This is a genomic window from Owenweeksia hongkongensis DSM 17368 (genome assembly GCF_000236705.1).
GTDB lineage: Bacteria > Bacteroidota > Bacteroidia > Flavobacteriales > Schleiferiaceae > Owenweeksia > Owenweeksia hongkongensis.
This window is the reverse complement of record NC_016599.1, coordinates 2,718,564-2,745,175: the sequence shown is the minus strand read 5'-3', so window position 1 is coordinate 2,745,175 and position 26,612 is coordinate 2,718,564. Positions and strand designations below refer to the sequence as shown.

The following is a 26,612-nucleotide window of genomic DNA, read 5'->3' as shown; positions in this document are numbered from 1 at the left end:
CATTGCTTTATTCATTCCATGAAACACATCTTTCATACACTATTATTTTTCGCTTTTTGCGCTTCCCAAAGCCTTGCTCAACCCAACATTATTCTCATTGTAGCTGATGATATGGGCTACTCAGACCTGGCGTGCTTTGGCAGCGAAATACAAACTCCCCACCTTGACAAGCTAGCACAAGAAGGAATAAGGATGCGCCAGTTTTATAACAGTGCCAAATGCGAACCTTCGCGAGCCATGATTATAAGTGGGCAACATTGGCACGACAGCGGCATTCATCTGGAAAATGGGCCAACTATTGCCGAAGTGATACGAAGAGCCAACTATAATACCTACGCTGTGGGAAAATGGCATCTTTCGGGAAACCCGGTAAATCGTGGCTTTGACCATTTTTTTGGACATCTCAATGGTGCTACTAACTACTTTAAAGGCGATCCAAGCTTTAGGCTTGATCATGATAAGTTTGAAGTTCCGGATAATTTTTATGCCACTTCAGCCTATGGCGATTATGCAGTCAAGTTTATTGAAGAAGGTCATAAAGCAAACCCGGAAAAGCGTTTTTTCCTTTATCTGGCGCACACCGCCCCGCATGCGCCTTTGATGGCACTTCCTGAAGATATTGAGCGGTTTAAAAACACCTATAAAGCAGGCTGGGATAAAATCCGTGAAGAGCGAATAAAACGTCAATTAAAACTTGGGATCATTGATGCGAAATGGCCCGTTCCTGATCGTCCATCTACAATCCCCGCATGGAAAGATTTATCGCCAAAGGAGCAGGAAATTGAAGCTGATAGAATGGCGACTTATGCCGCCATGATTTACAGAATGGATGCTTCTGTAGGTAGAGTAATTGATAAGCTTGAAGAACTAGGAATTCGAGACAACACTCTTATCGTTTTTATTAGTGATAATGGGGCCAATCCTTTTGACCGCGGAAGAAAAGATGTACCCGGAGCATTGGGTGAAAATCACAATTACGGTCTGGGCTGGGCGTTTGCAAGCAACACTCCATATAGGTTGTATAAGCAAAATCAGCACAATGGAGGGGCTTGTACTTCAGCCATATTAAACTGGCCAGATGTGATTCCTCCCAATGAAAAAGTGAACGATACACCAGCACAGATTCTGGATCTGGCCCCTACTTTTTTTGAACTCGCTTGCGCTGAATATCCAAGCGCACCTGATGATAAGCCTTTATCCGGAAGAAGTTTGTACCCTCTGCTAACGGGTAAAAAGATGCCACCTTCTCCTCCTATGTATTTTCATTTGTATGACAATGCCGCCCTCATTGATAATAACTGGAAACTTGTGAAAGCTTTCGGAAATACTTGGGAACTGTACGACCTAGAAACTGACCGAGCCGAAACCCAAAATCTGATATCAGAACAACCAAAAAAAGCACAAAAGCTACAGCAGGAATGGGAAAACTGGATGGGTAATTACCGTTTAAAGCACGTGGGCAATGAACCTAAGTATGTTCCGCTGCAAAACGACTAGAAGCCATTTTGACGTTCTTCGTTCAATTTCCCTAGAAATCCTTTTAACTACAGCCAAATAGCGGGTCACACAAAACACTAAGGCTAGCATCTTTAATCTTCATTAATTCATACCTTTGCCCCCAATTTTTAAATGGAATTTTTATGAATCTTGCATCTGTAATGTTAGGTATGATTGGCCCTTGGCAAATCGTTCTTATTGTAGCCGCGGTACTTTTACTTTTTGGTGGTCGCAAAATACCTGAATTAATGCGCGGACTTGGTGGTGGAGTGAAGGAATTTAAGAATGCAATAAAGGAAGACGAAGACACCGATACCAAGGCTTCTTCATCGGATAAAAAATAACCCACTTTTCCCAAATACCCGTCTTTTAATGGATTTTAAAACCTTAGCTGAAGTACAGGAAAAATTACACAATGGTGAATCTTCTTGTACCCAACTGGTAGAATTTTACTTGGAGCGTATTGCTGAGCATGAGCACCTCAATGCTTTTGTAGAAGTATTTGCGCATGACGCTCGAAGCCGCGCCACTGTAATTGATCAAAAGATACAGCGCGGCAATGCCGGTAAACTGGCGGGTATGGTAATCGGTATTAAAGACAACCTTTGCTTTAAAGGTCATAAAGTGACTGCCGCTTCCAAAATTCTTGACGGTTTTGAATCTCTTTTTGACGCAACCGCCATTGAGCGCCTTTTGGAAGAAGATGCTATTATCATTGGTCGCCTCAATTGTGATGAATTCGCAATGGGCTCAGCCAATGAATTTTCGCATTATGGCCCGGTAAAAAATCCACATGATATCACCAAAGTACCTGGAGGTTCTTCAGGTGGAAGTGCTGCTGCTGTTGCTGCCAACCTTTGTCACGCTGCATTGGGTAGCGATACCGGTGGCAGTATTCGTCAGCCGGCCAGCTTTTGCGGTGTAGTTGGTTTTAAACCATCTTATGGGCGAATTTCTCGCCACGGTCTTATTGCTTACGCATCATCTTTCGATCAGATTGGCCCTTTTACCAAAAGTGTGGAAGACGCTGCCTTGCTATATGAGGTAATGGCGGGTAAGGATAATTTTGACAGCACGCTTTCGCGTAAAGAAGTTGAGCCGATTGAACTTAATGCGAGCGGTGACAAAAAACTAAAAATAGGATACATCAAAGAATGTATTATGAATGATAGCCTTGATGGCGAAATTCGTGATGGCATGATGGATCTTATTGAAAAATTAAAAGCTGAAGGTCACACTGTAGAGCCTGTAAATTCTCCACACTTGGATTATATGGTTCCCGTGTACTACGTACTTACCACGGCCGAAGCTTCTTCAAATTTGGCTCGCTATGATGGAATTCATTTTGGCTACCGCAGCGAAAATGCTACTGATCTCGAATCTACCTACAAACTTTCGCGCACCGAAGGTTTTGGCACCGAGGTAAAGCGTAGAATCTTGCTAGGAACATTTGTACTGAGCAGCGGATATTACGAAGCATATTACGGTCAGGCACAAAAAGCAAGAATGCTAATCAAACAACAAACCGAAAAGGTTTTTGAAGATTATGACTTGATGCTTTCGCCAACAGCTCCACACACGGCCTTTGAAATTGGCAAAAAACAAACCGACCCTACGGTAATGTACCTCGAAGACATCTTTACGGTACAAGCCAATATTTGCGGTATTCCTGCCGTTTCATTACCTATGGGAAATCACAGTAATGGGCTGCCCTACGGTATACAATTGATGGCTCCTGCTTTTTCTGAAAAGGAATTGCTGCAGTTTTCACACCAGTTAATGAACAGCAACTAGTTGAAAAAACCGGGGTGCTTTTGTTATTCGCTCCTGTTATTTTTTCAAATTGACTAAAAGCTTGGCACTATTAGTGTTAATAGGCTTTTTTGTGAAAACCCGAGAAATGTTTTATAATGCAGAAGAAAACGGATTACCCACAGGATAAGGAACATAGAACGATAAACTCTCTCACTTTGAAAAATATAATCTTAACAGCCTTTGTCACCTTTTGTGGCTTTAGCCAAATCGCTGCTGCCAATAGATGGCAGACAATGGAAAAAGGCGATACCGACACCATCAAAAAAATAAAGCCGCTAGATTTAGGTGAAATCTCGCTTGAGGACGATCCTTTTGTAGCGAAACTCGATAGCCTTCTGAATCTCAGCTTTTTTATTACTGATTCGGCTATTGCCTCTACCGAAGAGTTTGTAAATACTGAAGATACCGCTTTTGTGGTTCCTACCTTTTCAGACAGCATCTATAAAGAGCGTATTGCACTTCTAAATGCCAACACCCCTTTTGATTTAGATTATAACGAATACGTAAAACGCTACATTGACGTGTATGCTCAGCGCAGACGCGAACAGGTGAGCCGTATGCTAGGTTTGTCCGAATACTATTTCCCTATGTTTGAGGAAGCACTGGATAAATACAATCTTCCGCTTGAGCTAAAATACCTTGCAATCGTAGAGTCTGCTTTGAACCCAGCTGCACGCAGCCGAGTAGGAGCAGCCGGACTTTGGCAATTTATGTACGCCACTGGGCGCATGAATGGACTTTCCACCACCTCTTATGTGGATGATCGCAATGACCCATTAAAATCTACAGAAGCAGCTTGTAAATACCTGCAAACACTTTATGGCATTTTCGGTGATTGGAATTTAGCTTTAGCAGCATACAACTCCGGGCCAGGAAACGTAAACAAAGCCATAAGACGATCTGGCGGAAAGCGTAACTACTGGGAGATTCGCCCATTTTTACCACGTGAAACTGCTGGATATGTTCCGGCTTTTATAGCGGTAAATTATATTATGAATTATCCTAGTGAGCACTTCATTTTCCCTACGGATGTAAAACCTTCTTACTTTTCTACAGACACCGTTCTTATAAAAGAGCAAATTAGCTTCGAGCAAATTTCTAAACTCATTGATATCACTGAGGAAGAGCTGGCTTTCCTGAACCCTGCTTACCGCTACAAGATGATCCCTAAAAATGAGAAGAAGCCTTACACCTTGATTCTACCTTCGCAAAAAATGGGAATGTTTGTTACTAATGAAGATTCTATTTACGCTTTAGCGCAAAAAGATTTTGAGCAAAAAAAGCCTGATGTTCCAACCGAAATAGTGATGGACGAAAGAATTCGTTACACTGTGCGTAGAGGTGACGTATTGGGAACTATTGCTGAAAAATATGGAGTGTCCGTAAGTAGTATTCGCAGATGGAATGGCATTAGAGGAAACACTATTAGAGTAGGACAAAGGCTTACCATTTACCCAAGAAAATTACCCACATCCAATGTAGCACAATCTACTACTCCAAAGCCCGCAGCAACAGATGGAAAAGGAGAGTATGTAATGCATAGCGTGCGAAGTGGAGAATCCTTTTACAGCATTGCAAAACAATACCCTGGAATAAGTGCTCAAAATATAATGGGATGGAACGGCATTAGTAATGCCCGAAACCTGAAACCAGGCATGCGATTAAAAATTTACCCAAATAGCTAAACATGAAAAATTTCTGGCTCTTACCTATTCTTCTTCTATTTGTTGGATGTCAGGATGGTTCTGAAAGCCAGATTTTCGCAGACACCCTACCCACAAGTAATGGCGGCCGTTTAGACATTATTGTGGTGACTGAAGAGTCCATTTGGAGTGAAGTAGCCGGGGAAAAGTTTATCAAGTATTTTGCACCTCAGCAGGATGGACTTCCACAAGCAGAGCCCATTTTTACCGTAAGGCAAGTGCCCCCAGAATCATTCAATAGTTTGTTGCATCGCTCTCGCAACATTGTGGTTTTGGAAGAAGGCCCTGAAGCTAAAGTGACCGTTGAAAAAGACGAATTTGCCCGCCCTCAGATTTTCATAAAATTTACAGCTCCAAGCGGCACTGAACTGGCCAAGCTGATTATCCAAAATCAGAAAGATCTAACCAAAATGCTTCATGATAGTGAAATGGAGCACCTGCAAAAAAGAGTGACAGCTAAGCCACAACCTGTGCCTAAGCTTCTTAAGGATCATCATGTTTCCATGAAAATTCCCGCCTCGTTTATCATAGATCAGGAAAGTGAAAACACTCTGGTGCTTTGGAATAAGTCCTTAAAAAGTGATCAAGGTATACTCATCCACTTTGACCCAATAATGGAAGATGACGCCCTTATCGGAGATCGCATTATTCCTTTGCGCGATAGCCTCACTAGCCATTTTATAAAAGGTGACCGTGAAGGGAGTTACATGGTGGTGGAAGATTACATTCCGCCAGTGTTTGAAAACCTGAAAATAGATGGCAACTTTGCTATAGAAACCCGTGGGTTGTGGCGCACTAAAGGTGATTTTATGGGCGGCTCGTTTATCAACTATACTGTGTTTGACGAAACCAATAATCAACGCATAATGCTTGATGCATTCATTTATGCCCCCGAAATAAAGAAGCGCAATTTGATACTTGAGTTGGAGGCGATTTTGCGAACTCTGGAGATTACTAACTAAGTAAAACCCTTTTTACTCCACCACCAATTTACCCACCTGCTCCGTTTTACCTTTCGCAGTTTTTAAGTTGTACAGATAAAAATCTTCCTTCAGGTTTATATTCATAGAACTGCTATTCCGCTCTAAGAGTTGACTCAAAACAAGTTTGCCATGCATATCCATTATCTCCATTGTGCATGGCCCTTTTGCCTCTGGCAAAAAATCATAATACAGCCTGTCTTTTACCGGGTTGGGGTAAAAACTTATTACTGTCTCCGGAGCATCAAACTCCACATTAGAGATAGTACCATCTGGACCGAGTTTTATAAGAACAATACTGCTCTGTGGAAAATTATAAAAATGTAGACCAGCCATAATGCATCCCCCGTCTGGTGTGGGTGTAACACTTCTCATATTTGTAAGAGCTCCTTTACCGTCCCACACATAACGCTAATATTCATCGCCCCGACTATTCGTTTTTATTATCATAAAATAATACTCATTTGGCCCTTGTTTCGAAAGTTTTGAATGAGTGGCTAAAAAGATGTTATTGGTATCATAAACAATAGCAAGTGGCCCTTGTGCATCTTCTATTGAATAGTTAATATACCCCAAACGCGGGTATGTACTGGAATCCACCACTGTATTGAACTTCAAGGTCTCTAACACATCTCCATTTGCATTGATACGATAAAAACCTAAATCATCACTATAATTACCCGGCTGCCCTGGCACGGTGGGCTGACCTACGGTACCAAAAGCCAAATACTTGGTGCTATCTATTTTGTAATAACTTTGAGTTTCTCCGTATAGTTTTTTACCAGAAATCGTCTGTTTACTTTTCGGATTATACAAGTATAATGCATCATTAGTATGAATATGCCAAAGTGTATCATTAACCGGGGTTATAGAAAGTATTAAAGATATCCATTTTAGCACGTTTGGTTGAACCTGTATGGTATGATACTCCTTCATGTTAAAATTTGAATCTAAATCTACAATTGTAGAATTAAGAATAAACCTATGATTAGTATCCCATTTTGCTATTATCATTCTTGTAGTATTCTCATCTACCGTATAGGCTCTAAATGGTTCACCCCTGTCAATTGTGTCAATAGGAAGAAACAAAGAGTCTTTTAAGCGTTCATTATGAAGCTTTCTTGCATAGAAAACATTTCTGCCATTTTTTATTTTCCTCAAGAGAATATGAGGTTCAGAATTTATCACCAAATTAAAGGCATAATCCAGTGAATCGCGGCCAAGTGCAAAGATTAATGTATCAATATTATTAAGATCATAATCAAGTTGTAAAAATCGAGAAGCTTTTACTGCCGAGTAGTCTTGATACGGGCAATAAATTGTATCGTTAATTTCAAATAGACCACAAGTCCAAATATTCCCAGAAGGCGGGAGTAGTGTGACAACTTTGTCTTGAGCATGGCTTACGCTAAGGGTTAAAAGACAAAATGCAAATAGTATATTTTTCATTGAGAGAGGGTTAATTCACATAGGTTACATACAAACTTCAAATTTGCGCGTTACCTTATCCTCAATATTAAAAAATCATCTCCAACAAAAATCGATTATATCAAACTTTAACAAATTGTAAGCACCTAATTGTAGCTAATTTATTTGCCAAATCATTTGTTGTTATTGACAAAAATGACTTACTACTATATCCTAAAGGTAGTCTGCTTTCTTAACTCAAAAGTGATTTCACCACTTCCAACGAGCGTAGCTGCCCAAAATCGGTAATATGCAATCGGTAGTAATTGAGCATAAATTCCAACAGCTGTGAACGACTTGTTTTTGCAATTCCCATCTTTAAAGAATTAGCTTTTTCTGCCTCCTGCATTTGCAGCCACAGCTTACTTTCTTCTTTATTTAAGTAATGATAATGCTCTACATTGCTGGAGCTATAAATACCGCTTTGCAAATCAAAATACTCCTGCCCCTTCAAAGGCATTTGAGGAGCGAAACCCAAAAAGCCAGAAAGCCGAAGCAGAAAGAAAAGGTGAAAATTGCCAATACCCTCCTCCAGTTCATCCAGCTCCATAAAAGCTTCACTTATAAAATCAAAAAGGTTTGGGTTGGTTTCTTCTTCCTTTAAAACATGAGCCAGTATTTCAGCCAGAAACATAGCTAAGCTACTCTTTACAGGGTCAAACCACAGTTCATTATAATGATGTGCCATGGCAGCCTCCTTTATCCTTTTCAGCTCACCCTTTCCTTTGGAATAATACACCAGATCCAGCTGGCTCAATGCTTGAACCATGGCTGGTTTTAGAACACCTTTTTTGGAGTGAATACTCCCCACAATAAAACTTTTGATTCCCTCGTCTTTGGTGTAGGCTTTCACAATTAAACTATTGTCGCCATACTTTACAGAGCCCAATACCAAAGCACGGGTTTTGGCAAGCATCAGTTAATGATCATAATTTTTGTGACAGCAGTTGCTGAACCATCATCATTAGTAATGTAAGCTAGGTATACCCCAGATTTTACGCGCTGGCCGCTAAAACTCTTGCCCGACCATAGTGCTTGTCCACCTTCAGCTATGGTTTCATAAACGATATTCCCTTCAATGTCGGTGATTTTTACCTGAGCATTGGTTACTAAGCCTCTAATAAGAATTGGCCCCTCATAACCAGGCTCTACAGGATTCGGGTAAGCAAATACATCTACCATGTTGCCCACTCCCTCAGTAGCTCCCCCCTGAAAAGACACGATTCCTTGATCGGTAGCGAAGTACACCATTCCGGTAACGTCATCAATCTCAATATCTAGAATATTATTACTCGGCAATGGACTGTTATCTATGGTAAAATTATAGATCTGTTCCTTTCCGTTTTCGGAAGTGTAAAACACCCCGCTACTTCCGGTAGCAAACCATTTTTTGTTACTTCCATCTACCTCAATGTCATTTATGATTTCTGTTCCAAGCACACGCTCACCATTTCCATCACCATCCTCATCTATCACTATTATTTGAAAATCATAATTGCGCTCAGCTTCAAAAATATTTTGTGGACTATACAATACAGCCATGCCCTCTATTGTGCCTATCCATATCTCTCCATCTAAATCTTCGGCATAGCTCAAAACGGTACCACTTGGCAGGTTTCCAAAGCCTTCCTCTGTACCCAAAGCCTTCCTGTCACTCACCACACCATCTTCGTTTATTTGAGCCACTACTACTCCATCATTCCTTACCTGAAGCCACACCTGATCTTGGGTGGTATACATTATATTCTTTATTGCATCTGAACTGCTGGTAAGTGATCCTAAAGAAAACATTTCTATGCTCCCATCCTGGCGAAGCACCCCAAGTGGCCTTTCTGTTTGGCTATTTGAAAACCAAATTCCACCATCCTCATCAGCAGAAAAACCGCCAATTCGCTGCTCCGTTCCGCCCGACATTGGTACCATATCGCTATTCTCTGAATTAATCAGTTTCACAAAATCTCCATCTTTAAACTCTAGAATACCATTACCGTAAGAAGAGGCATAATAATGATCCTTATCCTCGGGATCTGTAATAAACGCTACTAAATCCATGTATTGATTATACTCCGAAGAAGTATGACTTGTCCAATTATATTCTCTTAGCTCATAATAACCATAATCTACAAATGAAGGGCTCCAGACCCCGGTGATACCCCCAGGCGCCACAAACAAACGTTCGTCATCATGATACATTTGTATTACAAATTTTTGATTGGGGCTGTTGGGCAAAATCTGCTCCGCATAAGAGTTCACCCCATCAAACTTAATCCAGGCAATCATACCAATTCCGCTAGTGCCTATCCAGTAAAATCCAATACTAGAGCTTAGGGCTGCACAGGTGAGGTTTGGTATATCAAGGGATTGGGTCCCCGCTTGAAAATTTTGAATAATGGTCAAAGCATCTTTTTCCACGGCTTGTGAGCCAAAATTATTGGTGATAAGTAGATAACCTTTATCACTTCTCATGTCATTCAAGTCACCCCTAAAAAGTGGATCCAGCATACTTGCAGTCCACCCTTGCCCATCACTGTATAATATTTCATCACTACTATCCTGATACACGAAAACCCTGTCATCAATACTACACACAAAGGGAATATCATCCCCCAAACTATTGATCCGGTTCCAACTTTCGAAAGTGAGTAAGGGTGCATTTCTATTGGCGGCAAAGAGACCTAAAGATGTTGCGGCAAATATGCTATCCTCTGAAAACGCCAGTTGATCCACCCCCAAGGTGACTCCATTTGGCCCGATTACAAAAGTTTCTTCCACAATACCACGAGCCATATCATACTGTACAATACCAAAATTGGTACAGATGTATGCGTATTTTCCATTTGTTTCTATGTGATTTACTTGCTTAAGACCCGTGTAGCTTGGACTGGCTTTGATGTCCTGCATGTTCTCAATGTCGCTTCCGTCAAAAAAATCAATATTCCCGTTCTCATATCCGATGATAAGGGTTTGATACTGCTCAGACCAACCGAGACAGGTAAGAGAAACATCACTTAGCGCATTTACTTTTGAATAGCGCTCTATATTTAACTCATTATGATCGTACACAAAAAGGCCTTGATCGGTAGCGCAATACAACACTTTTTCGCGCTCCACCATATCTTTTATATTTCCATAAGGCAGATGATCGAGCCACACTCCGATGGTGGAAGAAGCTTGAGCTATGCCCAATGTACTGAAAGCCAAGTATAAAAAAGCGAATATTGTTAATCTCATATCAGGTATCATGTGAATGCTTGATGTAGTAAACGCGAAACTATTCAAAAATGATATGAAACAGCCATATTCTCCGTTGTTGGATATTAATATCTTTGCGCACTTTGTGGCCTAGCTTTGCAAAGCCATAAAGCAAATAAATTTGAAATACAGATAAATGGGATGCACTAATTGTAGTAGTAACGGGCTTCCCAAAGGTTGCAAGAGCAATGGCTCGTGTGGTACCAATAGCTGTGATAAATTATCCGTTTTTGATTGGCTCTCTAATATGGAGCAGCCTGCTGGCAAAAAATTTGAATTTGTAGAGGTACGATTCAAAAACGGACGAAAGGAGTTTTATAAAAATACTCAGGATCTTCCCATCCATATTGGTGATAATGTAGCCGTAGAAGGGAGCCCTGGACATGATATAGGTACTGTATCTCTTACCGGAGAACTGGTACGCTTACAAATGAGGCAAAAAAAGGTAAAACTTGATGCCAGTGATTTTAAGAAACTTTATCGCAAAGCCAATACCCGCGACATTGAAATTTGGCAACAAGCCCGCGAAAGAGAACAAGAAACCATGGTGAGAAGTCGTGTGCTGGCACGCGAACTTAACTTGGTAATGAAAATAAGCGATGTAGAATACCAAGGTGATGGCAACAAAGCCACATTTTTCTACACTGCCGAAGAGCGCGTAGACTTTAGAGAATTGATTCGCGTTTTGGCCTCTGAATTCAAAATACGTGTGGAAATGCGCCAAATTGGTGCGCGACAAGAAGCTGGCCGTGTAGGCGGAATTGGCTCCTGTGGTCGTGAGCTTTGTTGCTCCACCTGGCTTACAGATTTCCGCTCAGTAAATACTGCCGCAGCACGTTATCAGCAGCTTGCACTAAATCCGCAAAAGCTAGCCGGCCAATGTGGAAAACTAAAGTGCTGCCTCAACTATGAGTTGGATTCTTATTTGGACGCACTCAAAGAATTTCCAGATACTTCGCAAAACCTATTTACCCAAAAGGGTGAAGCCGTTTTTCAAAAAATGGACATTTTTAAGGGTAGACTTTGGTACGCTTACCGCGAAGGTGGTACGGATTGGGTAGCTATGGATGTGAGCAAGGTGAACGAAATAGTAGCTCAAAACAAGCAGAACAAAAAGCCCGCTGCGCTTGAAGATTACATGGTAGTAGAAGATACAATTGCTTCACCAACCTATGAAAGCGTAATTGAGCAAGATAGTATCACACGTTTTGATCAGTCAAAATCGCGTAATGCGAAAAAGCGCAGAAACAAAAAGCGTCCACAGGGTGAAAATCCTAATGCTCCAAAAGCGCAAGGAAATCAACCTAGAGCTCAAAAACCAAAAGGACAGAAAAAGCCGAAAGGTCCTAGGCAACCCCAAGGTTCAAAAGATGCAAAACCTGGAAACGCACCAAAGCCCCAAGGAAAACCTCAAGGCCAGGGACAAGGGCAAGGGCAAAAGCAAGGAAAGCCAAAGCCTAACAATAATCGAAACAGAAGACGTCCACCGCAAAACCCAAAGAAGAGTGAGGAGTAAATTTCTGGTATTATTTGCAGGCATACTACTGGCCTCCTGCGGTCCATCGCCTATTTATGAGGCCTACGTTCCTGTTTCAAAAAACGGATGGTTCAAGGATAGTTTGGTTTCTTTTGATGTAGAAATTGACGATACACTGGCTGCCTATCAAATAGTGTGGCACCTCCGCAATAATGATGACTATGAGTACAGCAATATCTATTTGTTTCGCTCAGTAGCTTCTGATAGAGGAATAGAGTTTAGTGACACCGCGCAGTTTACTCTTGCTGATGCTTATGGCAAATGGCTTGGTGATGGAGTGGGTGAATTAAAAACCAACACTTGGCCTTTCAAACAAGGCTACTTGCAATTTAACCGATCAGGAAATTATACATTTACGCTTCAGCAGGCAATGCGGGTGGATTATTTGAAAGGTGTGGAGGATATAGGTCTGGGGGTTTATAAAATCGAGAATACAAAAGATGGCAAATAAGAAAAAGACCAAGGATGATTTCAGGGCTTATGTAAAATGGTTGTGGATACTCTTTGGCATCGGCTTATTTGCAACCTTTGCTTTTATCACTCTTGTGGCGGTGGGCGCATTGGGCAAGCTCCCCACTTTTGAAGAAATTGAAAATCCAAAGAGCAACCTCGCCAGCGAAATCATTACATCTGATAATAAGGTGCTAGGGAAATTTTATCAAGAAAACCGCACCCATACCGATTACAAAGATTTATCCCCTCACCTTATCAATGCTTTGGTAGCCACCGAAGATGAGCGCTATTACCAGCACAGTGGAATCGACTTTGAGGCTTTGGCAAGAGCCGTTATCCGAATGGGAAAAGATGGCGGGGGCAGTACCATAACTCAACAATTGGCTAAGCAGCTATTCCATGAACCTGCCCAAAGTGTTCTTGAGCGTATCAAGCAAAAGTTTATGGAGTGGGTAATTAGCGCAAAGCTAGAAAGACAGTATACCAAGCAAGAGATCATTGCTATGTATTTTAATCAGTTTGACTTTATTTATCAAGCTGTGGGAATAAACTCTGCCGCCAAAATATATTTTGACACCACTCCAGATAGTTTAACCATAGAGCAATCTGCTATTTTGGTAGGAATGGTGAAGAATCCCTCTTTGTACAACCCCAGACGAGATACCGTCCGCATGAAAGATCGCAGAAATGTGGTGTACAGCCAAATGTTGCGAAATGACATGATTACCAAAGAGGAATATGACACACTGAAGATTCGCCCACTTCGCATCAAATTTTCGCGCCAAAGCCACCTGGAAGGACTTGCCCCATACTTCAGGGAATACCTTAGAGCCTATATGAAAGACTGGGTAAAAGAACACCCAAAACCTGATGGCACTGAATATAACATTTACACCGATGGTCTTAAAATATATACCACGCTAGACTATCGCATGCAAACCTATGCTGAAGAAGCTGTAAAGGAACATTTCTCCAACTTGCAGCGAGTTTTCTTCATGAAAGAAAAAGGCCGCAAATATGCACCTTTCCATAATGTGTCAGAGTCTCAGATTGAATCGATAATGGAACACGCGAAGCGTAGAAGTAACCATTACAAAAGCTTGAAGCGAAGAGGAATGTCTAATGATTCCATTGACATTGTGTTTAATACACCAAAGGAAATGACCGTATTTGGCTGGAATGGTGATTTTGATACGATTATGAGTCCCATGGATTCCATTCGCTACTACAAGCATTTTTATCAGGCAGGTATGATGTCGGTAGAACCACAAACTGGTTTTGTAAAAGCCTGGGTAGGAGGAATAGATTATAAGCACTTTAAATACGATCACGTAAAACAGGGAAAGCGTCAGGTGGGATCTACATTTAAGCCATTTGTATATGCCACAGCTATTAAGCAAAAGCATTACTCCCCTTGCTTTACTGTACCAAACGTAAAAACCTGTATAGAGCAAGGCAAGTTCGGGCTTTTGCAAGATTGGTGTCCTTCCAATTCAGATGGTAAATATGGTGGTTCACTTACATTAAAATCGGCTTTGGCGAATAGTGTGAATACGGTAACCACGTATTTAATGAAGCAAGTTGGTCCGCAGCCGGTGGTTCGCTTAATTGAAGAAATGGGCGTAACCAGCGAGATCGATATTCAACCGTCTATCGCTTTAGGAACTTTGGATCTTTCAGTATATGAGATGGCTGGCTCATACACCACTTTTGCCAATAAAGGTGTTTACACGGAGCCTATAATGATTACCCGAATTGAGGATAAAAATGGCGTAGTACTTCAGGAGTTTACACCCCGTACCAACGAGGTAATGAGTGAGGAAGATGCGTACGTAATCTTAGATTTGATGAAGGGTGTAACTCAAAGCGGAACTGGAGCACGACTGCGTTTAGGATCAGGTCGCTACACCAATGATGTTGTAACTGGCTTTCCATGGGATTTCCAAAACCCAATTGCCGGAAAAACCGGAACCACACAGAACAATTCTGATGGTTGGTTTATGGGTGTGGTTCCTAATTTGATCACTTCTGTATGGGGAGGTTGTGAAGACCGAGCCGCACACTTTGGAAGTATTTATTATGGGCAAGGAGCAACAGTGGCATTACCTGTTTGGGCTCTTTTTATGGAAAAGTGCTATGCAGACAAAAACCTTAATATAAGCAAGGCGGACTTTGAAAAACCATTGGATCCCATTAGCGTAGAGCTAAACTGCAAGCAATATGAGGATGAGGAGGGTGAGCCTATGGAGCAAGTAGATCCGAATGAAATTGACAACGAAATTAATCTTTGATAAAATCAGGACATTATGATAAAGAAAGTAGTGGCTGGAGCCAAAGAAGCGATAGACGGAATTAAGGATAACATGACTTTGATGCTGGGTGGTTTTGGTCTCTCAGGAATTCCTGAAAACAGTATAAATGCTTTACGCGAAAGCGGAGCTACTAACCTTACCTGTATAAGTAACAATGCCGGTGTTGATGATTTTGGCTTAGGTCTTTTACTCCAGACACGTCAAATCAAAAAAATGATTTCTTCTTATGTAGGTGAGAATGATCTTTTTGAAAAACAGATGCTTAGCGGTGAACTTGAGGTAGAGCTAATCCCGCAAGGAACATTGGCAGAAAGGTGCCGAGCTGCTGGAGCTGGAATTCCTGCTTTCTTTACTCCTGCAGGCTATGGTACCGAAGTAGCTTTGGGCAAAGAAGTTCGCTGGTTTAATGGAAAGCCACACATTTTAGAACACGCCTTTGAAGCTGATTTTGCCTTTGTAAAAGCCTGGAAAGGTGACGAAGCAGGAAACCTAATCTTTAAAGGAACTTCACGAAATTTTAACCCCTTGATGGCAATGGGAGGTAAAATCACCGTGGCCGAAGTGGAAGAGCTAGTGCCTGCTGGTGAGCTTGATCCAAATGAAATTCACACCCCAGGTATTTTTGTGCAGCGCATTTACCAAGGTGAAAAGTTTGAAAAACGCATAGAACAAAGGACTGTAAGGCAAAAGGCGGTTTAAGCTTTTTTTTACACAATGGCCAAAGTCGAGAAAGTCCTCTTCGTCCTTTTTGCCCTGATTGCGGTTATTTATGTAAGTGCTAGGGCGTATCTCAACCCGCTAATAAATGATGAGGCTTATACCTTTCTATATTTCATTTATACGGATAGGTTCCTTCCTTTTGACACCATATTTTGGTCAGCTAATAATCACCCTGTAAACTCACTACTTACCTGGATTTGCTTTAAGTTGATCAGCATTGAGGAGTGGGCACTAAGGATTCCCAATGTGCTTGCCCTTGGTCTATTTTCCTTCTATAGTTTCAAAATAGGGAAGCTTCTGAAAAATATCTGGATTCGTTGGGGCTTTTGGATCTGTCTTATTGCCACCCCCTACCTACTCGAACTATTTGGATACACTCGTGGATACGGTCTTTCTATAGCCTTTTTTACCGCTGCTATTTGGCACTTTATAAAAGCTGTAGAGAGCAAAAAACTTCTACTTGATTGGCAAACTTGGCTCTTTATGACTTTAGCGCTTTTTTCCAATCTCAATTTGGTGAATAGTTATTTTATATGGATTCTACTGTTTGCCTACTTTACTTATACGCAAACGCCCAGATTTAAATGGTTTGTAAATATTCTCATTAGAGCCAGTGTACTTATAATCCCAATTCTTATGGGGTTACAATTAAAAGCTTACAATCAATTATACTTTGGCTTTCAAACTAACATCCGCGACAGTTTTCACTCCCTGTTAGCGGCACTACATGGCAATATTTCTTCAGCTTGGGACTTATTAATAATTGCTCTAATAATTGCAACTGCAATAGGAACAATCATAAGTAAAATAGGCACGAAAAAAGCCCAAAATCCTTACTTCATAATTGGCACGCTTCTTACATTAAATATACTAGCCACCTTAGTGCAGTTTTGGTTTTTAGATGTAAACCTACCACGTGAGCGCACCACCATCCATTGGTATTTTCTATTGGTAGCTTCACTATTTTTTAGCCTAGATTTTCTCCAATCCTATTGGAACAAGGCATACTTATTCAGCGTTCCTCTATTACTAATACCCATAACCCAAGTACCACGCTATAACCTATACCGCGCCTCTTTGGACGATTGGGCTCTCCAGCAATTTTCAGATGATTTTTATGATGACCTTGTAAAACTTCAAAAGGATACTAATCAACTTTTAACCCTTGAGAGCAATGTACTTTTTAACAAGCATGTGTACGATTATCTCAATATGAAAAATGGAACTCAGCTGAACGATTTGCAATATGCTTGGAACATCACCAACACCTCCGCAGATATAGTTTTGATTTCAGATTCGCTCGGCCAGTTTCCCGCTAAGGATTATAAAATTATATCCAGCGATAAGCGAAACAGTACCTCACTTTTAAAGCGAAAATCTCCGAAAATATTGACTCCCGTATATAATTACCAGATTTCACATCCAGACAAAATTGAAAACCAGCGCTATGAATTTGGAGATATTGGGCTAAACACACTCAAAAACAAAAACCTTCTGTTTTCTTTTTCGGTAAATATTGCAGCTCCTTCTGCACCACATTTACTCTATACAACCATTGAGCTAAAAGATTCGATTGGAGAAATAATAGCCACCGAACAAATAGAAATCACTCCTTTAAAACTCAATTGGAATCAAACGGGTGATACAAAATTTACTTTTACTTGGTACAATATTCCTGCATCTGCTACCTTGGCCCACGTTTATATTTGGAACTACCGAGTACCCAAAATAAGCGTGAAAGCTGCAGAATGCACTATTTTTAAACTTGATTAAATACACAATATGGCACTTGATAAAAACGGAATCGCGCAACGCATTGCACAAGAAATGCAAGATGGATATTATGTAAACCTTGGAATTGGCATTCCCACATTAGTGGCAAACTATATTCCTGAAGGCATTTCTGTAGAGTTTCAATCCGAAAATGGAATTCTTGGAATGGGACCATTTCCCTACGAAGATGAAGTAGACGCTGATCTTATAAATGCTGGTAAGCAAACCATTACCGCTTTGCCTGGAGCAGTGTATTTTGACTCAGCCACGAGCTTTGGAATGATTCGCGGACAGCATGTGCACATGACGGTACTTGGAGCTATGGAAGTTTCTCAAGATGGAGATATTGCTAACTGGAAAATACCTGGCAAAATGGTGAAAGGCATGGGTGGAGCTATGGACCTTGTAGCTTCTGCGGAAAACATTATCGTGGCTATGATGCATACTAATCGTGCTGGCGAATCCAAGCTTTTACCAAGCTGTACTTTACCCCTTACCGGAGTGCGCTGTGTAAAGAAAATAGTAACCGACCTTGCCGTAATTGATGTTACTGAAAGAGGTTTTGAGCTAAAAGAAGTAGCACCGGGAGTTACCGTAGACCAGGTTATAAAAGCAACAGAAGGAAAACTTATCGTGGAAGGAGATATTCCTGAAATGCAACTTGGCTAATGAAGAAAAACTCACGAGTTTTTTATATCACCTATTCTCTCCTTTGCATTATTTCGGCCATAAGTTTTCTGCGATTAAGCATTTGGAATAGTAAACCCGTGATTGATTGGGATATAAGCCAATATTACACATACCTACCTGCCACCTTTATTTATCAAGACTTTCATTTTGAGGACCAGGATTCCTTGTGGCATAAAGCACACTTTAAACATGCTGTAATTGATGGCACAACCCTGCCAGTTAAAATGACTTACGGAGCATCTATATGTTACGCTCCATTTTTTCTTGCAGCTCACGGGTATGCATTGTATAATGATACCCACTCGGCTGATGCTTTTAGCAAACCATATAAAATCGGCTTGCTAGCCTCTAGTCTGGTTTTTGCCCTAATCGGACTCTGGTATTTGGGCAATTGGCTTCAGTTTTATGTTTCCTCATTCATAGCTTCGGTGGTCACAGTCGCCCTATTTATAGGCACCAACTTGCCGCATTATACCTTTGTTGAACCTATGAGTCATGCTTATGGCTTCGCACTGTTTTCAGCTCTCCTTTATTTCTTTTATAAATACCGCATCCGCCAAAGCATGAGCTTAGCGATAGGCTTAGGGTTGCTTGCTGGTCTTTTGGTATTGCTGCGCCCTACTAATATTGTCCTACTTCTATTTCCTCTTATCTCCTTATTTTTTCAAAGAAAGCAACATGATCCTCTTATAATCCTAAAGCATGCTTTAATAGCCGGTCTACTTGCCATTTTACTTTGGGTTCCTCAGTTTGTCTATTGGAAACACATGACAGGACACTGGTTTTTTTACAGCTACAATGAAGAAGGCTTCTTCTTTTCTGATCCCAAGCTCTGGAAAGGCCTCTTCAGCTACCGCAAGGGTTGGTTCATCTATAGCCCTCTGCTGTTTCTGGCTTTACCCGGATTTTACTTTCTATTCAAGAAAAACAGAACAACAGCCACAGCCTCGCTTATTACCCTTTTTGTAGGGTTATGGATTACTTTTAGCTGGTGGTGCTGGTGGTATGGCGGCAGTTTTGGAGCTCGTGCATTGATAGAGTACCTGCCTTTTATGGGGCTTTCCATAGCCTCCTTATTGGCGGCTGTCGCCAAAAAAGGCATTTTACCTTCTACGCTTACCTACACACTAATTGTGGTCGCCAGCATTTTATCACTGCACTTCAATATTCTTTATTCTAAAGGGCTGATACACCCCGATAGTATGTCAAAAGCATTATTTTGGGAACAGATTACCGAAGACAATTTTGTAAAAAACTACCCTGAACTTTTAGATCCACCAGACTACGATAAAGCCAAAAGAAATGAAGGATTTTGATATAAAAAACTTGTCTCTCCACTCATGAACATACTTTTATTTTGCAGCATATTACTTTTCATGATTGGTGGTCTTTTATGGTATCGGCAATCTTATAATTTTTCTTTTTTCACCATCTTAGGCGGAGGAATTTTAGTCGCCATTCACTCCATATTTCTTGACGACTATCTTCATCCCTGGGATGAGCGCTATCACGCTGTAGTTGCACTTAATGCAATGACGGATCCATTCCATCTAAAACTGATGCCAACAAATTACATTACTTCATGGCCATATCAAGCTTGGTACGCCACATATACTTGGCTTCATAAGCAACCCCTCTTTACTTGGCAAATGGCCCTAGGAATGAAAGTTTTTGGCACCTCACTACAGGGCATGAGGAGTGCAAGTGTAGTGATGTTTCTAGTTATGGGATTAGCTGTTTATAAAGCAACAAAACTCTATTTTCCCAAGGCCTCACATTGGCTTATGCTCATCGTATTTACCTCCCCCATGCTATTATTGCTCGTTAATGGGCGCCAAGGTATGGATCATAATGACTTGGCTTTTGCAAGCTACACGAGCTTAGCTTTTTGGGCATTCATCTCTTATACAAAAGCACCTAAACTAAAATATGCCTTAGCAATAGGGCTTGCTTGCGGAGCAGCCATGCTCACTAAATGGTTGGCAGGCTCATTGGTGCTATTCAGTTTTGGGCTATTCTTGCTGCTCACAAAGAATTTTACGCTTAAAAGCTGGAGGGATCTATTTCTTTCTGGCCTTAGCTCATTACTCGTTTTTGTTCCTTGGCAACTCTATTCATACCTACGCTTTCCAGATCTATTTATAAAGGAATGGGAATACAATAGTCTGCATTTCTCACACACTGTAGAAGAACACTACCATGCCTGGAATTACCATTTTGTAGTATGGGCAGAACAGTTTCTTGTTCTTGTATTACTTGCTTTGGGCACTTTATCCATCGCCCGGTCTTTGCGCAGGGAGCACCGCCCCATACTCATCACCGCAGCAGTTTCATTTTTTGCCGTCCTTATTTTTTATACCATTGCGGCCACTAAGCTTAAGGCCTTTACCATAATATTAATTCCCTATGCCGCTTTTTTAGCTGCACCGTTTATCGAATGGTTGTGGGCCGCTCGCAAACGAAAGTTTGTCTTCCTTCTTATAGTAGCCATTATCTCAATAAAGTTTTTTGTGACCTATGTAAACGAAAGTGAACCACAACTAACTATTGAGCGCTCTGAGAAATACCGGGAATTTGCTCTCGAAGTAAAAAATAATATTCCGGAAAACTCGGTAATCTTCAACACACCATCTATGCTATTTGCCGATATGATTTTCTATACACATTGTACTGCTTATGATCGCCTACCAACCTTGGATGAAGTGGAGTTGTTGCAAAGTCTGGAGAAAACTATTTGCATTTTGGTTGCACCTAATCAACAAATAGATTCTTCGCTTTCAAGTCGCTCAATACTTATCTCTGCAGATTCAATACATTTCTTTTATCCACAGAACTAAAAACTAATTAAACGTAGACGCAATCAATTTCTTGGTATACTCCGTTTGCGGATTATCATAAAGCGCATCGGCCGCGCCTTCCTCCACAAGTTGTCCATCTTTGAGCACCACTATTCTATCAGAAAAATACTTGACCACAGAAAGGTCATGAGAAATGAAGAGGTAAGTAAAATTGAATTCGTCTTTTAGGTCATTTAAAAGGTTGAGCACTTGCGCCTGTACCGAAACATCCAACGCGCTCACTGACTCATCACAAACAATAAACTTGGGCTGCACAGCCAAGGCTCGTGCAATACCAATTCTTTGCCTTTGTCCACCCGAAAACTCGTGTGGGTAGCGGTCATACTGCTCAGCAGTCAACCCCACTTTTACCAAAAGACTCTCGGCCTCGGCCTTTCTATCTTTACTTTTAATATCCTTTCGCAACGCCATAGCTTCTACTATTGCGTCTCCAATTTTTATCCTTGGGTTTAAAGCTGAAAACGGATCCTGAAAAATGATTTGAATATCGCGGTGCAAAGTTCGCCAATCACTTGTGGTGGCTTTACTTATATCTTTTCCTTTGTAAAAAACAGAACCGGTGCTGGCCTTTTCCAAGCCACAAAGTATTCTTCCCAATGTAGTTTTTCCTGACCCTGACTCTCCCACCAAGCCCAAAGTTTCTCCGGGGTAAATCTTTAATTCCACTTTATCCAGAGCAGTTACAGTGCTACTTTTCGTAAACATGCCGCTCTTCCCCTTAAAGTATTTGTTTACATCCTTTACCTGCAAAAGTGGTTTTTGCTTAAGCAGCTCCTCCAACTTATGCTCACGCCCTTCAGGGGTTTGCAACTTTAACTTAGGTCTATTTCCCTCTAAAAAATCACTCACCACCGGAAGCCTTTCAAAAGAAGTTCCGGGGCTTGGCTTACATGCCAAAAGGCCGCGGGTGTAAGGGTTTTTAGGATGATGAAAAACTTCTTCAGACTTACCGTATTCCATGGTTTCCCCCTTGTACATCACCAAAATATCATCCGCCACATTTTTTACCACACCCAGGTCATGGCTTATAAAAATCATACCCATACCGTATTCATCACGCAGAGCATTCAAAAGGTCTAAAATTCCTTGTTGCACGGTAGCGTCCAGTGCAGTAGTTGGCTCATCCGCTATCAGTATTTTTGGCTTGCAAGCAATAGCCATGGCAATCATCACGCGCTGCTTTTGTCCACCGCTTATTTGATGCGGATAGCTATCTATTATTGCCTCCGGCCTTGGAAGGTCCACCTTATTGAAGAGTTCTAAAGTTCTTGTTTTCGCTTCTTCCTTTCCAATTTTCAAATGACGAAGCATTATTTCCATCACTTGTTTTCCACATTTCATGGTTGGATTGAGAGCTGTCATAGGCTCCTGAAAAATCATAGCAATGTCCTTTCCGCGAAGTGCTGAATACGCATTCTCCTGGATTTCAAGAAGGTTCTTCTTTGTGTAAATAATTTGCCCGGAAACGGTAAGAGATTTGGGCAAAAGCCCCATGATAGCCAAACTGGTCAGTGATTTTCCTGAACCGGATTCACCTACAATACCCAGTGTTTTTCCTCTGAAAAGGTCAAAATTCAGATTATGTACAAGCGGTAATTTTCCCGCTTTTATGTTCAATTCTTTTACGCGAAGTAAAGGGCTATCAGTCATTATTTATAACTATTTCATCTTCCGGGAGCTCTCCCAGACCTTCCATTTTTAAAAATACACGCGCCACGGTTACCGCGTCCTTTTGGCAATAGGTAACTATGCGTTCCAAATCTTTCTCTTTCCAATACACATCTCCCACCATACTGCCGTCAATGTCATCTTTGGGGGTAGGAATGTCCAACAAAGCCGAAAGCAGCTTAATACTTGTGTAACTTTTCCAATCGCCAAATTTCCACATTTCCATGGTATCCAAATGTGGCACTTCCCACGGTTTTAGTCCGCTTGTATTTAGCGAATTTGGCAAATGTATTCCGTGCACAATCATTCTTCGCGAAAGGTAGGGAAAGTCAAACTCCTTACCATTGTGAGCGCATAGCAAATAATCTTTGTCAAAGTGCTTGCAGAGCATTTCTGCGAAATCTTCGAGAACCTTTTTTTCATCATCACCATAAAAGGATCGAACGCGAAATGTACGGTGTCCTTCTATTTCTTTGAGAAAACCGCATGAAATACAAATCACCTTTCCAAACTCTGCCATCACCGCAGCACGCTTGGGGTAATATTCTTCAGGAGTTTCATCCTGTCTTTGGTATTGAGTTTTTCCATCCCAAAGGTGTTGCCAATTTTCATCCAGCTTATTGAAATCTTCTACCTGGCTCACTGTTTCAATATCCAGAAATAAAATTTTGAAGGGGTCTGTTTTGTAGAGAGGCATAATTATGAGTTTTTAGTGTTAATGGAAGTTATGATATTTCAAGCAATTAGAAATTACAACTGTTTGATTTTCACATCTAACCAAACGCTACAGCACTGAAATTCAAACCATTTACACAATAAATTGTATTAAACTTGCGTAAGTATTACTAAAGTAAACAATCATGAAAACACCAAAATTTCTACTCTCCGCACTTCTTATTGCGGGGTTGGCCTCATGCCAAAAAGACGACACACAAGCTGATACTAGCCCTGAAAAGCCAGAGGCTGAAACCACAGATGACATCGCCATGACGATGAGCATAGACGATGAAATCACCAACCTTGGGCAAATGAGTATGGAAGGTAACCCTTCAAAGAAAACAACCTCGTGGCTCAGCTGTATTACCTACACTATTGACACCACAGGATCTACAACAGAGGTCACGCTTGATTTTGGAGCCACAAATTGTTTAGGTTCTGATGGTAAAAATAGGCGTGGAAAATTGATTGTTACACTAGAAGATAATCCATTTGATGCTGGTTCGGTTACTTCTGTAACTTCTAATGGGTATACGGTAAATGATCACTTAGTTATAGGTTCTAAATCAATGACTTTTCAAGGCTTAAATAATGATGGAGATCCGTATTTGGACATCAACACCGCTTTATCTATTATCAATCCAAATCAAGATACGATAACATGGAACAGCACTCAAACCCGTGTATGGACTGATGGCTTTGGAAACTTAAATCCGCATGACAATGCAGTAGAAATTACAGGTGTGGCAGATGGAAAAACCGCTTCTGGAATTGACTACGACATTACTATAATCGACCCACTTCGTGTAGAAGCTGGTTGTAGTTACATTGTTAGTGGTTCATTTAACCTGCAAGTTCCACCGCTTCCAGATCGCCTGTTTGACTATGGAAACGGAGTCTGTGACAGAGTCGCCACCGTAACTATTAGTGGTTACACCTTTACTTTTTTGATGTAAGTCAATATGTTGCAAAACAACAAAGCCCCGCATCAGCGGGGCTTTGTTGTTTTGTACAAACCTGTAAATACTTAATCCGCTTTTATTCTAAACCAAACATAGCGCAGTACTTCATACAAGTTTTGGTTTTTTAGATTATCCCGATCTATTGTAACACCACTTTGATATGCGATATCATATAAAGCTTCCTCCATTCCAAAGTTGGAAACATCGGATTTCTTAGCCGCCTCTTTAAGAACTCTATACAACGGAAGATCTTCTCCAGCCACATATACAGGATTCTCATGAATGTGTGAAACCACCGATTTGAAAAAATAGTAAGCCGACAAAGCCACGTAATTTGGAATATCTTCCAGTGCCTCTACTCTTTGATAAAGTGGGCTTCCATCACTATATAACACGGCAAAAAGGTACTTTAGAGCAATTGGGTTTTGGGTAAGCGCATAATCTTGAAAGACATAATATGCAGTCAAAAACTGACCAAAAGATAAATTGAAACACAAATCTTGAGGGCCAGTGTATCTAATGTTATTCCACGTGTACTGTGGTAAATTATTTGTTACCGTAAAAGTGTTTATTTCTATAACTCCATCTAAGTGTTGCACAAAGCCATCTAGACTATACTCCTCAGAATTAATCATTTCTTCCACTCTCATTCGGCTTGCACCAAAAGAACTCATTCGAGTGAGATAAGCCAACCATTCTACTTTAAAATCCTGAATAGATATTTCTTGATTGCTGTACCTCGACAGAAGCATCAAGTAATGAATCCATTGGGCAGGCGTTAATTCAGAAATATTTTGGGGATAGTTTGGAGAGTCTGCGTAAGACTTGAATGCAGCGATATTAGTCATTTCAATTTTATGTTATTTTATAAAAGCAAGCCTGGGGAGTCAACCTGCTTGTAAGAAAACTACTGCATAAATCAGGCCTAAAATATTACTAACGAAAGTGACACATATCTACCATCTGATTTTAAGCGCATTGATTTTCAGACGAATCAAAAAAACGAGAATTAACATTTGGGGATTTTTCCTACAAAACGAGCAGCGAATCACAATTTGTGCAAAATACCTAGCAATCTTTCTAGCGGTAAATACCACAGTAGAACACTACCGCCTGTAATTTTTACATTCCGTTTGCATTGTTTTACATTAGGTAATGCTTTGTCTCGATGGCTTGCTGCAACTTCACTGTAGTAAAACATAACCCGGTGTGCCCAATGGCATTCCTCAAAAAATCAAGTGATGAAAAAAGGAAAAATCATGTTATCGCTGCTTATAGTTTCTTGCGGATTTATAACAGCCTGTGCACAGCAAGACAAAGCAAATCAACCTGAGCAAGCAACGGATGCTGAGCTTCAAACCGTAGAACAAACCAATGCAAGTATTCACCCTTATGGTGGATGGTATTGCCCGGATAATTTGCGTGGCTTTCCACCGGTAAATGTGGTTGATCTTGCCAAGATCCCGGTAGTGAATGGTAGAATGCCTACCAAAGATGAAACACGAAACGGAACCTCCCTTATGTATTTTGACCCAGCCGAATATCCCACCGCAAAACCTGTGGACATCACTCTGCCCAAATTGGCACATTACTATTCTCCGCAAACCCGCCAAACCGAATTGGTAATTGTAATCCAAGCTGTAATAGTGGATACAGATACAGTGGTTGGTTTTAGGTATTTGAATGGCGGTAACGGCACTTCCTGGTATAATGAAGTAGACTTTCTTACAGATAAAGAAGCAGCCGAAATTGGATCTACCCCTTTTGTGTTTTTGGAAGCTGAAATAAACGCCTCTAAAGAAAAAATTTGGGAAGCTTTTACCAAAACAGAGTATGCCCAAAGTTTAGGAAAACGATTTGGCGAAGAGGCCTTTTTTAACGCTCCTTGGACAAACGGCTCTCGTGTAAAACTAAACCTTGACGTACCAGGCGAAAAAGCCCACGGCTATGTAATGACCCTTTTTGGAAACCTATACCTACAAATAGACTATGATATGAATGGCCGCCATACAGTAGAAAAACTGCTTGTAATGGATACTGAAGACGGTAACTCCAAACTTCAGTTCGTTTTTGGGCCTTATATAGATGATTATGGAAGCCAGGAAATACGCTGGCAACAATGGCTGGAAGAAGTTAAAACACTAAGTGAAGCCCAATAGACCAAACTTATTTTCTGCAAAAAATATCTTTCTATATTGCCTACTAATT

Annotated in this window: 22 protein-coding genes; 15 read left to right on the top strand and 7 right to left on the bottom strand. The window is 40.9% G+C overall.

Annotated features, from left to right (window positions below):
- The first annotated feature begins 18 nt into the window (after nucleotides 1–18).
- The 5 genes from OWEHO_RS12145 to OWEHO_RS17960 all read left to right on the top strand — a co-directional run bounded on the left by OWEHO_RS12145 (nucleotide 19) and on the right by OWEHO_RS17960 (nucleotide 5,977).
- Complete coding sequence (locus OWEHO_RS12145; protein WP_014202778.1) at nucleotides 19–1,497, top strand: sulfatase-like hydrolase/transferase; 1,479 nt, start codon at nucleotides 19–21, stop codon at nucleotides 1,495–1,497.
- 143 nt (nucleotides 1,498–1,640) lie between these two features.
- On the top strand, nucleotides 1,641–1,841 hold the full coding sequence (locus tag OWEHO_RS12140; protein ID WP_014202777.1) for a Sec-independent protein translocase subunit TatA/TatB: 201 nt from the start codon (nucleotides 1,641–1,643) through the stop codon (nucleotides 1,839–1,841).
- A 28-nt stretch (nucleotides 1,842–1,869) separates the two neighbouring features.
- On the top strand, nucleotides 1,870–3,291 hold the full coding sequence (gatA, locus tag OWEHO_RS12135; RefSeq protein WP_014202776.1) for an Asp-tRNA(Asn)/Glu-tRNA(Gln) amidotransferase subunit GatA: 1,422 nt from the start codon (nucleotides 1,870–1,872) through the stop codon (nucleotides 3,289–3,291).
- A gap of 116 nt (nucleotides 3,292–3,407) precedes the next feature.
- On the top strand, nucleotides 3,408–4,997 hold the full coding sequence (locus OWEHO_RS12130) for a lytic transglycosylase domain-containing protein (RefSeq protein ID WP_014202775.1): 1,590 nt from the start codon (nucleotides 3,408–3,410) through the stop codon (nucleotides 4,995–4,997).
- Between the two features lie 2 nt (nucleotides 4,998–4,999).
- The gene (locus OWEHO_RS17960; protein WP_014202774.1) at nucleotides 5,000–5,977 is read left to right on the top strand and encodes a DUF4837 family protein; all 978 of its coding nucleotides are present in this window, start codon (nucleotides 5,000–5,002) and stop codon (nucleotides 5,975–5,977) included.
- Nucleotides 5,978–5,989: 12 nt separating this feature from the next.
- Here OWEHO_RS17960 and OWEHO_RS12120 read toward each other — a convergent pair whose 3' ends face one another.
- The 4 genes from OWEHO_RS12120 to porZ form a co-directional block, all read right to left on the bottom strand.
- Complete coding sequence (locus OWEHO_RS12120) at nucleotides 5,990–6,370, bottom strand: T9SS type A sorting domain-containing protein (RefSeq protein ID WP_014202773.1); 381 nt, start codon at nucleotides 6,368–6,370, stop codon at nucleotides 5,990–5,992.
- A 36-nt stretch (nucleotides 6,371–6,406) separates the two neighbouring features.
- Nucleotides 6,407–7,444 carry a hypothetical protein gene (locus tag OWEHO_RS12115; RefSeq protein ID WP_014202772.1) on the bottom strand — a complete coding sequence of 346 codons (1,038 nt, stop codon included), beginning with the start codon at nucleotides 7,442–7,444 and terminating at the stop codon, nucleotides 6,407–6,409.
- Between the two features lie 211 nt (nucleotides 7,445–7,655).
- A complete protein-coding gene (gene recO, locus OWEHO_RS12110) occupies nucleotides 7,656–8,378 on the bottom strand; it encodes a DNA repair protein RecO (RefSeq protein WP_014202771.1) in 723 nt (240 codons plus the stop codon).
- Entirely contained in the window at nucleotides 8,378–10,693 is a 2,316-nt protein-coding gene (gene porZ, locus OWEHO_RS17955) for a type IX secretion system anionic LPS delivery protein PorZ (RefSeq protein ID WP_169312788.1), read from the bottom strand. Before porZ ends, recO begins: the two co-directional genes overlap by 1 nt.
- A gap of 157 nt (nucleotides 10,694–10,850) precedes the next feature.
- Between porZ and OWEHO_RS12100 the strand changes: the two genes are divergently transcribed.
- Genes OWEHO_RS12100 through OWEHO_RS12065 form a run of 8 tightly spaced genes read left to right on the top strand, consistent with a single transcriptional unit; the run spans nucleotide 10,851 to nucleotide 21,036 of the window.
- On the top strand, nucleotides 10,851–12,230 hold the full coding sequence (locus OWEHO_RS12100) for a PSP1 domain-containing protein (protein ID WP_014202769.1): 1,380 nt from the start codon (nucleotides 10,851–10,853) through the stop codon (nucleotides 12,228–12,230).
- Complete coding sequence (locus tag OWEHO_RS18510; protein ID WP_014202768.1) at nucleotides 12,220–12,702, top strand: gliding motility lipoprotein GldH; 483 nt, start codon at nucleotides 12,220–12,222, stop codon at nucleotides 12,700–12,702. The genes OWEHO_RS12100 and OWEHO_RS18510 overlap by 11 nt, the downstream gene beginning before the upstream one ends.
- A complete protein-coding gene (locus tag OWEHO_RS12090) occupies nucleotides 12,692–14,995 on the top strand; it encodes a transglycosylase domain-containing protein (protein WP_014202767.1) in 2,304 nt (767 codons plus the stop codon). Before OWEHO_RS18510 ends, OWEHO_RS12090 begins: the two co-directional genes overlap by 11 nt.
- 15 nt (nucleotides 14,996–15,010) lie before the next feature.
- A complete protein-coding gene (locus OWEHO_RS12085) occupies nucleotides 15,011–15,715 on the top strand; it encodes a CoA transferase subunit A (RefSeq protein ID WP_014202766.1) in 705 nt (234 codons plus the stop codon).
- A gap of 15 nt (nucleotides 15,716–15,730) precedes the next feature.
- Nucleotides 15,731–17,509 carry an ArnT family glycosyltransferase gene (locus tag OWEHO_RS12080; RefSeq protein ID WP_014202765.1) on the top strand — a complete coding sequence of 593 codons (1,779 nt, stop codon included), beginning with the start codon at nucleotides 15,731–15,733 and terminating at the stop codon, nucleotides 17,507–17,509.
- A 9-nt stretch (nucleotides 17,510–17,518) separates the two neighbouring features.
- On the top strand, nucleotides 17,519–18,178 hold the full coding sequence (locus tag OWEHO_RS12075) for a CoA transferase subunit B (protein WP_014202764.1): 660 nt from the start codon (nucleotides 17,519–17,521) through the stop codon (nucleotides 18,176–18,178).
- Nucleotides 18,178–19,515, top strand: coding sequence for an SLC41A family transporter (locus OWEHO_RS12070; RefSeq protein WP_014202763.1), 1,338 nt, complete (start codon nucleotides 18,178–18,180; stop codon nucleotides 19,513–19,515). The genes OWEHO_RS12075 and OWEHO_RS12070 overlap by 1 nt, the downstream gene beginning before the upstream one ends.
- Nucleotides 19,516–19,539: 24 nt before the next feature.
- Nucleotides 19,540–21,036, top strand: coding sequence for an ArnT family glycosyltransferase (locus OWEHO_RS12065; RefSeq protein WP_014202762.1), 1,497 nt, complete (start codon nucleotides 19,540–19,542; stop codon nucleotides 21,034–21,036).
- A gap of 3 nt (nucleotides 21,037–21,039) precedes the next feature.
- On the opposite strand, the gene OWEHO_RS12060 is transcribed toward OWEHO_RS12065, so the two are convergent.
- Complete coding sequence (locus tag OWEHO_RS12060; RefSeq protein ID WP_014202761.1) at nucleotides 21,040–22,707, bottom strand: ABC transporter ATP-binding protein; 1,668 nt, start codon at nucleotides 22,705–22,707, stop codon at nucleotides 21,040–21,042.
- Nucleotides 22,700–23,422 carry a 3'-5' exonuclease gene (locus OWEHO_RS12055; RefSeq protein WP_014202760.1) on the bottom strand — a complete coding sequence of 241 codons (723 nt, stop codon included), beginning with the start codon at nucleotides 23,420–23,422 and terminating at the stop codon, nucleotides 22,700–22,702. Before OWEHO_RS12055 ends, OWEHO_RS12060 begins: the two co-directional genes overlap by 8 nt.
- Before the next feature lie 163 nt (nucleotides 23,423–23,585).
- On the opposite strand from OWEHO_RS12055, the gene OWEHO_RS12050 reads away from it, so the two are divergent.
- The gene (locus OWEHO_RS12050; RefSeq protein WP_014202759.1) at nucleotides 23,586–24,398 is read left to right on the top strand and encodes a hypothetical protein; all 813 of its coding nucleotides are present in this window, start codon (nucleotides 23,586–23,588) and stop codon (nucleotides 24,396–24,398) included.
- Between the two features lie 71 nt (nucleotides 24,399–24,469).
- Here OWEHO_RS12050 and OWEHO_RS12045 read toward each other — a convergent pair whose 3' ends face one another.
- Complete coding sequence (locus OWEHO_RS12045) at nucleotides 24,470–25,252, bottom strand: hypothetical protein (protein WP_014202758.1); 783 nt, start codon at nucleotides 25,250–25,252, stop codon at nucleotides 24,470–24,472.
- Nucleotides 25,253–25,645: 393 nt separating this feature from the next.
- Between OWEHO_RS12045 and OWEHO_RS12040 the strand changes: the two genes are divergently transcribed.
- Entirely contained in the window at nucleotides 25,646–26,563 is a 918-nt protein-coding gene (locus OWEHO_RS12040; protein ID WP_014202757.1) for a hypothetical protein, read from the top strand.
- The last annotated feature ends 49 nt before the right edge of the window (nucleotides 26,564–26,612 follow it).

Excerpts from the sequence above, each read along its gene's own strand:
- OWEHO_RS12145 (WP_014202778.1), top strand. The coding sequence starts at position 19 with ATGAAACACATCTTTCATACACTATTATTTTTCGCTTTTTGCGCTTCC.
- OWEHO_RS12140 (WP_014202777.1), top strand. The coding sequence starts at position 1,641 with ATGAATCTTGCATCTGTAATGTTAGGTATGATTGGCCCTTGGCAAATC.
- gatA (WP_014202776.1), top strand. The coding sequence starts at position 1,870 with ATGGATTTTAAAACCTTAGCTGAAGTACAGGAAAAATTACACAATGGT.
- OWEHO_RS12130 (WP_014202775.1), top strand. The coding sequence starts at position 3,408 with ATGCAGAAGAAAACGGATTACCCACAGGATAAGGAACATAGAACGATA.
- OWEHO_RS17960 (WP_014202774.1), top strand. The coding sequence starts at position 5,000 with ATGAAAAATTTCTGGCTCTTACCTATTCTTCTTCTATTTGTTGGATGT.
- OWEHO_RS12120 (WP_014202773.1), bottom strand. The coding sequence starts at position 6,370 with ATGAGAAGTGTTACACCCACACCAGACGGGGGATGCATTATGGCTGGT.
- OWEHO_RS12115 (WP_014202772.1), bottom strand. The coding sequence starts at position 7,444 with ATGAAAAATATACTATTTGCATTTTGTCTTTTAACCCTTAGCGTAAGC.
- recO (WP_014202771.1), bottom strand. The coding sequence starts at position 8,378 with ATGCTTGCCAAAACCCGTGCTTTGGTATTGGGCTCTGTAAAGTATGGC.
- porZ (WP_169312788.1), bottom strand. The coding sequence starts at position 10,693 with ATGAGATTAACAATATTCGCTTTTTTATACTTGGCTTTCAGTACATTG.
- OWEHO_RS12100 (WP_014202769.1), top strand. The coding sequence starts at position 10,851 with ATGGGATGCACTAATTGTAGTAGTAACGGGCTTCCCAAAGGTTGCAAG.
- OWEHO_RS12090 (WP_014202767.1), top strand. The coding sequence starts at position 12,692 with ATGGCAAATAAGAAAAAGACCAAGGATGATTTCAGGGCTTATGTAAAA.
- OWEHO_RS12085 (WP_014202766.1), top strand. The coding sequence starts at position 15,011 with ATGATAAAGAAAGTAGTGGCTGGAGCCAAAGAAGCGATAGACGGAATT.
- OWEHO_RS12080 (WP_014202765.1), top strand. The coding sequence starts at position 15,731 with ATGGCCAAAGTCGAGAAAGTCCTCTTCGTCCTTTTTGCCCTGATTGCG.
- OWEHO_RS12075 (WP_014202764.1), top strand. The coding sequence starts at position 17,519 with ATGGCACTTGATAAAAACGGAATCGCGCAACGCATTGCACAAGAAATG.
- OWEHO_RS12070 (WP_014202763.1), top strand. The coding sequence starts at position 18,178 with ATGAAGAAAAACTCACGAGTTTTTTATATCACCTATTCTCTCCTTTGC.
- OWEHO_RS12065 (WP_014202762.1), top strand. The coding sequence starts at position 19,540 with ATGAACATACTTTTATTTTGCAGCATATTACTTTTCATGATTGGTGGT.
- OWEHO_RS12060 (WP_014202761.1), bottom strand. The coding sequence starts at position 22,707 with ATGACTGATAGCCCTTTACTTCGCGTAAAAGAATTGAACATAAAAGCG.
- OWEHO_RS12055 (WP_014202760.1), bottom strand. The coding sequence starts at position 23,422 with ATGCCTCTCTACAAAACAGACCCCTTCAAAATTTTATTTCTGGATATT.
- OWEHO_RS12050 (WP_014202759.1), top strand. The coding sequence starts at position 23,586 with ATGAAAACACCAAAATTTCTACTCTCCGCACTTCTTATTGCGGGGTTG.
- OWEHO_RS12045 (WP_014202758.1), bottom strand. The coding sequence starts at position 25,252 with ATGACTAATATCGCTGCATTCAAGTCTTACGCAGACTCTCCAAACTAT.
- OWEHO_RS12040 (WP_014202757.1), top strand. The coding sequence starts at position 25,646 with ATGAAAAAAGGAAAAATCATGTTATCGCTGCTTATAGTTTCTTGCGGA.